The 5,906-nt window shown below is 61.8% G+C and carries 7 protein-coding genes and 1 pseudogene; 7 read left to right on the forward strand and 1 reads right to left on the reverse strand.

Annotation, left to right across the window (positions count from 1 at the left end; all coding sequences use genetic code 11):
* From CHB90_RS25315 to CHB90_RS25340, 6 genes and pseudogenes are all read left to right on the forward strand, one after another.
* Nucleotides 1–271: pseudogene (locus CHB90_RS25315) on the forward strand (IS5/IS1182 family transposase); the annotation flags it as partial.
* 115 nt (nt 272–386) lie between these two features.
* Nucleotides 387–1,052 carry an FtsZ-binding protein FzlA gene (gene fzlA / locus CHB90_RS25320; protein ID WP_089280472.1) on the forward strand — a complete coding sequence of 222 codons (666 nt, stop codon included), beginning with the start codon at nt 387–389 and terminating at the stop codon, nt 1,050–1,052.
* 102 nt (nt 1,053–1,154) lie between these two features.
* Nucleotides 1,155–2,219: a tRNA epoxyqueuosine(34) reductase QueG gene (gene queG / locus CHB90_RS25325; protein WP_425426661.1), complete on the forward strand. Its 1,065-nt coding sequence runs from the start codon at nt 1,155–1,157 to the stop codon at nt 2,217–2,219.
* Nucleotides 2,220–2,410: 191 nt separating this feature from the next.
* Nucleotides 2,411–2,860, forward strand: a complete 450-nt coding sequence (gene msrB / locus CHB90_RS25330; protein WP_170941190.1) for a peptide-methionine (R)-S-oxide reductase MsrB — start codon at nt 2,411–2,413, stop codon at nt 2,858–2,860.
* Nucleotides 2,857–3,363: a peptide-methionine (S)-S-oxide reductase MsrA gene (gene msrA, locus CHB90_RS25335; RefSeq protein ID WP_089280475.1), complete on the forward strand. Its 507-nt coding sequence runs from the start codon at nt 2,857–2,859 to the stop codon at nt 3,361–3,363. The genes msrB and msrA overlap by 4 nt, the downstream gene beginning before the upstream one ends.
* A gap of 130 nt (nt 3,364–3,493) precedes the next feature.
* Nucleotides 3,494–4,105: a class I SAM-dependent methyltransferase gene (locus CHB90_RS25340; protein WP_089280476.1), complete on the forward strand. Its 612-nt coding sequence runs from the start codon at nt 3,494–3,496 to the stop codon at nt 4,103–4,105.
* Here CHB90_RS25340 and CHB90_RS25345 read toward each other — a convergent pair whose 3' ends face one another.
* Nucleotides 4,106–5,044 carry an L-lactate dehydrogenase gene (locus CHB90_RS25345; protein ID WP_089280477.1) on the reverse strand — a complete coding sequence of 313 codons (939 nt, stop codon included), beginning with the start codon at nt 5,042–5,044 and terminating at the stop codon, nt 4,106–4,108.
* 440 nt (nt 5,045–5,484) lie between these two features.
* Here CHB90_RS25345 and CHB90_RS25350 point away from each other — a divergent pair, with 440 nt between their 5' ends.
* Nucleotides 5,485–5,751: a hypothetical protein gene (locus CHB90_RS25350; protein ID WP_089280478.1), complete on the forward strand. Its 267-nt coding sequence runs from the start codon at nt 5,485–5,487 to the stop codon at nt 5,749–5,751.
* Nucleotides 5,752–5,906: the final 155 nt, after the last annotated feature.

Below are 5,906 nucleotides of genomic sequence, written 5' to 3' on the forward strand. Positions count from 1 at the left end.
TGCCAAGCCGTGGAAGCCATCGACTGCAGGGGCTATCGCTCGGAACGAGGCGCTGCGCGCTTCGAAATACCTTGGCCGCGCCATCTGGAGAAAATGGAGCGGATACCACCGACGAAGCCGCGCCGAGACGAAGATGCATTGCGTGAAGCTGCTGGGGCAGAGCCTCATGGCGCGCGACTTCGATCGTCAGGTCGCCGAACTTCAGATCCGCGCCGCCGTGCTCAACGGCTACACCGCGCTCGGCATACCCGTCACAGAGCCTGTGGGATAATTGCGTCCGGGGAAAGGGGAACTCCGGACGTTACCGACTTTGCGCAACAAAGCCCCGTTGAATCCGCCCCGCTTTCACGGCAAGTAGAGGGGGTTCCCTGAACCCCGGATCGCAAATGGCCAAGCTCTATCACGTTCCCCTCTCCCCGTTTTGCCGCAAGGTGCGTCTCAGCCTCGCGGAAAAGAAGATTGAATGCGAACTGGTCGAGGAGCGCTATTGGGAAAAGGACCCCGACTTTCTGCGGCGCAACCCGGCGGCCAAGGTTCCGGTTTTGAAAATTGACGGCAAGACCATGTCCGAAAGCGCAGCGATCTGCGAATGGATCGAGGAAAAATACCCCGAACCGTCTTTGATGCCCCGGTCCGCCGATGCGCGCTATGAGGTGCGCCGCATCATTGGCTGGTTCGACGACAAGTTTCACAACGAGGTCACCTCGAAGCTGCTGTATGAGCGGGTGAACAAGAAAGTGATGAAGGCCGGTTTTCCCGACAGCGGCAACGTCAAATCGGGCGCGCGGGCAATCAAGTATCATCTGGATTACATGGGTTGGCTGCTGGATCACCGCCGCTGGTTGGCGGGGGACAGCATGACGCTGGCCGATTTCGCCGCCGCCGCGCATCTGTCGAGTCTTGACTATATCTCGGATGTGGATTGGCATCGGTCGGAGGTGGTCAAGGATTGGTACGCCAAGATCAAGTCGCGCCCGGCCTTTCGGTCAATCCTGGCCGACCAGGTGCCGGGCTTTCCCCCGCCGGCGCATTATGCTGACCTTGATTTCTGAACGGGCGGCGATTTTTCGTCGAAAAATCGATGGGGGCGCTGCCCCCGTCCCTGCGGGACTCCCCCGGGATATTTTCAGACAGAAGAAGCAGGGGGCGGTTTGGTGGATCTGACCGAGCGCGTGAAACGTGAGGCTCTGGAGGTTGGGTTTGCCGATTGCCGGATCTGCCGTCCCGGCGACGTCCCCGAGGTGATGGCGCGGCTGCGCGCGTTTCTGGACCGGGGCTATCATGGCCAGATGGGCTGGATGGCGGAGCGGGTCCATTGGCGCGGCGCGCCCGATGTGCTTTGGCCCGAGGCGCGGTCGGTCATCATGCTGGCGGAGAACTATGGTCCCGACGACGATCCGCTCGCCGTGCTGGAGGCCCGTGACCGGGCCGCGATCAGCGTTTATGCCCGCAACCGTGACTATCATGACGTGGTCAAGAAGCGGTTGAAGCGTTTGGGGCGCTGGCTGATCGACACGGCAGGCGGCGAGATCAAGGTGTTTGTCGATACGGCGCCGGTGCCGGAAAAACCTTTGGCGCAGGCGGCCGGGCTGGGCTGGCAGGGCAAGCACAGCAACCTGGTCAGTCGGCAGCTGGGGTCATGGCTGTTCCTGGGCTCTGTCTTTACCACGCTGGAGTTGACCCCGGACGGCGCGGAGCGCGATCATTGCGGGTCTTGCCGCGCCTGTCTGGACATCTGTCCCACCGATGCCTTTCCCGCACCGTATCAGGTAGACGCGCGGCGCTGCATTTCCTACCTGACGATTGAGCACAAGGGTCCGATCGATGAGGACCTGCGCCCCGGTCTGGGCAACCGCATTTACGGCTGTGACGATTGCCTTGCGGTCTGTCCGTGGAACAAGTTCGCCCGGACGGCCGAAGAGGTAAAGTATCACGCGCGGGATGATCTGGTGGCGCCGCCTTTGGCCGATCTGGCCATGCTGGACGACGCCGGATTTCGGGCGCGGTTTTCCGGTTCGCCGATCAAGCGGATCGGGCGAGACCGTTTTGTGCGGAACGTCTGCTATGCGATCGGCAATTCCGGGCTGACCTCGCTGATCCCCAGTGTTCAGGCGCTGTGCGACGACAGTGACGAAGCGGTTCAGGACGCGGCCCGTTGGGCGGTTTTGCGGCTGCAGGCGGGTCTTCCCGGCAATGCCGGGGAACAGGACGGGCGCTGAGCTGCCATCCCAGCGCCCGGAGCGACAATCGGTTTTCTTGGGAGAAAGTAGTTGTCACTCGTCCGTTAAATGGCAGCCGTCCCCCTTTCGCGCAAGTGCCGCGCAAGGCAACGTGAGGTCGATGACAATTCGCTTGGAAAATTGGGCCTCGGCCCCATCTAATGGGAGACGCGGCAGCACAGGAGGACAAATTGGCGAAATATGAGCGAAGACCAGAGGTTATCAATAGCTTGACCCCCGAGCAGTACCACGTCACGCAAGAGGCCGGGACAGAGCGTCCGGGCACCGGCGAATTCTTGCACACGAAAGAGCCGGGGCTGTATGTGGACGTGGTTTCCGGGGAACCGCTGTTCGCTTCGGCGGCGAAATACGAATCAGGCTGCGGCTGGCCCAGCTTTGTCAAACCGATCCAACCGGACAATATCGTCGAAGTTCGGGACGCCAGTCTTGGCATGATCCGCACCGAGGTCCGCTCGCGTCATGGTGACAGCCATCTGGGCCACGTCTTTCCGGATGGGCCAATGGATCAGGGCGGGTTGCGGTACTGTATCAACTCCGCCTCCTTGCGGTTCATTCCGCGTGACGAGATGGAAGCAGAGGGTTACGCAGCCCTCGTGGATCAGGTGGAGGACATCCAATGACCGAACGTGCCGTACTGGCCGGGGGCTGTTTCTGGGGCATGCAAGAGCTGATCCGCCGGATGCCGGGCGTGATTGATACCCGTGTCGGCTATACCGGGGGCGACGTGAAGAACGCGACCTATCGCAATCACGGAACCCATGCCGAGGGGATCGAGATCCTGTTCGATCCCGCGCAGATGTCCTACCGCGCGTTGCTGGAGTTCTTCTTTCAGATCCACGACCCGACCACGGTGAACCGGCAGGGCAACGACATGGGGATGAGCTATCGGTCGGCCATCTATTATGTCGATGAGGATCAACGCGCCTGTGCGCTGGACACCATCGCGGATGTCGAGGCCAGCGGCCTCTGGCCCGGCAAGGTGGTGACAGAGTTCGAGCCCGTGGGCGATTTTTGGGAGGCGGAGCCCGAGCATCAGGACTATTTGCAACGTCTTCCCGGCGGCTATACCTGCCATTTCGTTCGCCCTGACTGGGTCCTGCCAAAACGCGACGCGGCGGAATAACCACGACTAGCTGGCAGCGGGCTCATGCGGTTTCGCATGGGTCCGTTGCGGTTTTCGGCAATCCCCAGAGGCCAAGCATTGGCGTATACGCGCTTTTGACGCGCTTGACGCATTTGAGGGAGACAGCCTGATGACACCGGTGGCATTCTGGGACGGCATTGCAGAGAAATATGCAACACAGCCGATTGGCAACATGGACGCCTATGAGGCGACGCTTGAACGTGTGCGGCACTGGATGCGGCCGGACATGTCGGTGATGGAGCTCGGTTGCGGCACCGGGACAACGGCACTGAAGCTGGCGGACAGCGTGGCGCAGTATCTGGGCACTGACCTCTCCGGGGAAATGGTGCGCATCGCCAATGACAAGGCGGCGACTGTCGATCATGTGTCTTTTGCAGCCGATGCGGCGGGGACAGCGGGCGCGGGGCAGACTTTCGACGCGGTTCTGGCCTTTAATCTGCTGCATCTGGTCGACGATCCTGCGGCTGTCATGATCCATGTGCGCGGCCTGCTGCCCAAGGGCGGCCTGTTCATCTCCAAAACGCCCTGTCTGGGTGGTAAGCCATGGTTCCGGCCTTTGATCTGGGGATTGCAGATGATCGGCAAGGCCCCGGCCCCGGTGCATTGCCTGCGGCCCGCACAGATCGAGGCCGCTTTGGCCGCTGCGGGATTTGAAGTGGTCGAGACCGGCGGGTATCCGAAAAAGCTGCCCAACTGGATGGTGGTGGCGCGGGCCGTCTGATCAGGACGGCAGCACCACGCTGCCCGACATGTCCTTGAGCAGGGTGGCCGAGCGGCGCAGCGCCTCTGTTTCACTTTGGTTGAGGTCGGGCCAGAGCGTGGCTGTGGTGCCCTTTGCGCCGACGATCCGGGGCAGCGACAGGGCGACATCGCGCACGCCCAGCACGTCCTTTTCGACGATCGAGACGGATAGCACCGCCTGTTCATCCCGGCCGATGGCCTTGACGATCCGGGCCAGCCCTGCGCCGATGCCGTACCATGTCGCGCCCTTTCCGGCGATGATCGTATAGGCAGCGCGGCGCACACCCTTGTCGATACGGGCGCGGACGTCTTCGGTCAGGGGCGCGCCGATCTGTGCGGCAAAGGCGGCGAGCGGCACCGATCCGGCGCAGGTGTTGGACCAGGCCAGCACCTCTGAATCGCCGTGCTCTCCCAGAACGTAGCCGTGGACCGATCCGGGCGCGATGCCAAGGTGCCGCCCGATGAGCCAGCGAAAGCGGGCGGTATCGAGGATGGTGCCCGATCCGATCACGCGGGCGGGCGGCAGGCCGGACAGTTGGGTGGAGATATCTGTGATGATGTCGACCGGGTTGCTGGCGACCAACAGGATGGCGTTTGGGGCAACGGTCATGACCTCGCCGATGACCGACCGAAAGACGGCGGCGTTGCGGCCCAGCAGTTCGGGGCGAGTCTCGCCCGGTTTCTGGGAGACGCCGCAGGCGAGGATGACCACGGATGCGTCGGCGATATCCTTGTAGGTGCCGGAGCGGACGATGGTGGAGCCTGCGAAGGGGACGGCGTGGGCGATGTCCTCTGCCTCGGCCTGGGCGCGGGCGGCGTTGAGGTCGATCAGGACGAGGTCCGAGACGGTGTTCTGCATGACCAGCGCGAAGCCTGCGGATGAGCCCACCATGCCTGCCCCGACGATACCGACTTTCATGCGAATCCCTCCCTGGCTGGCCGTTGGGGGGAGTGTGCCCGCTGGGGATTTGGATGCCAATGGGAGAGGGGTTTTGAGGGGGTGTCCACGCGTGGACAGCCTAGCGGGTGTGCAAGATCAAGGGGTTACAGAGGCGTTTTTATGCTTTGTTAGGGCTTTGGGATGTTGGGCCGGGCTGCGGACGGTGGGTTTGAGGTTTGGTGAGGGGTTTGTGTTGGGGACTCGGTGTACTGTGGTTTGGGTAGGCCATGGTCGTCGTCGTTGAAGTGCGCATGAAGGATGCGGATTCTTGGCGTCATTGAACAACTTGGAATGACACTAACGGCCCGGAGCTGCCGTTCATCGATTGCACAAGATGCTGCGACTGCACCCCGTTTTGCGGACATTGGCTTCCGTGATCAGTGCTTCTATCATCTACGGCAGATCAAAGAGGTATTCAGATGGAACTCGAACCCAACCTTGTCATTTCGAGCGCCTCGCAGCGCATCGTTGAGGATGGGGTTCCATTTAAGGTGGACATCTACAAACTCGAAGGCGGGGACGGTTGGTCACTGGAAGTTGTGACCGAAGACGGGACATCCATTGTCTGGGACGATCTCTTTGAGGACGACCGAGCCGCATTCGAGGAGGCAATCAGCACCATTCGCAGTGAAGGCGCAGTTGCTTTCGCCAACGGTGGCTCAAACGTCGTCCCGTTTAAGCAGTAGGCGACCGGCCCGATCCTGCCGTTCGCGCAAGGTAGCCGACGCTGCAGTGCGGCCCGTCACAACGGATGGGGTGGATAGCTCCTGCTCCAACCGGCGTCGCAATGCGCCATACTGCAGTTGTCTATCACTGCTAGGAAAGGAGCTACCCAATGCAA

The organism is Antarctobacter heliothermus, from assembly GCF_900188425.1.
GTDB classification, from domain to species: domain Bacteria; phylum Pseudomonadota; class Alphaproteobacteria; order Rhodobacterales; family Rhodobacteraceae; genus Antarctobacter; species Antarctobacter heliothermus.

What these genes read in the sequence shown, in the direction of transcription:
- fzlA (WP_089280472.1), top strand. Translation starts at nt 387, where the DNA reads ATGGCCAAGCTCTATCACGTTCCCCTCTCCCCGTTTTGCCGCAAGGTG.
- msrA (WP_089280475.1), top strand. Translation starts at nt 2,857, where the DNA reads ATGACCGAACGTGCCGTACTGGCCGGGGGCTGTTTCTGGGGCATGCAA.
- CHB90_RS25340 (WP_089280476.1), top strand. Translation starts at nt 3,494, where the DNA reads ATGACACCGGTGGCATTCTGGGACGGCATTGCAGAGAAATATGCAACA.
- CHB90_RS25345 (WP_089280477.1), bottom strand. Translation starts at nt 5,044, where the DNA reads ATGAAAGTCGGTATCGTCGGGGCAGGCATGGTGGGCTCATCCGCAGGC.
- CHB90_RS25350 (WP_089280478.1), top strand. Translation starts at nt 5,485, where the DNA reads ATGGAACTCGAACCCAACCTTGTCATTTCGAGCGCCTCGCAGCGCATC.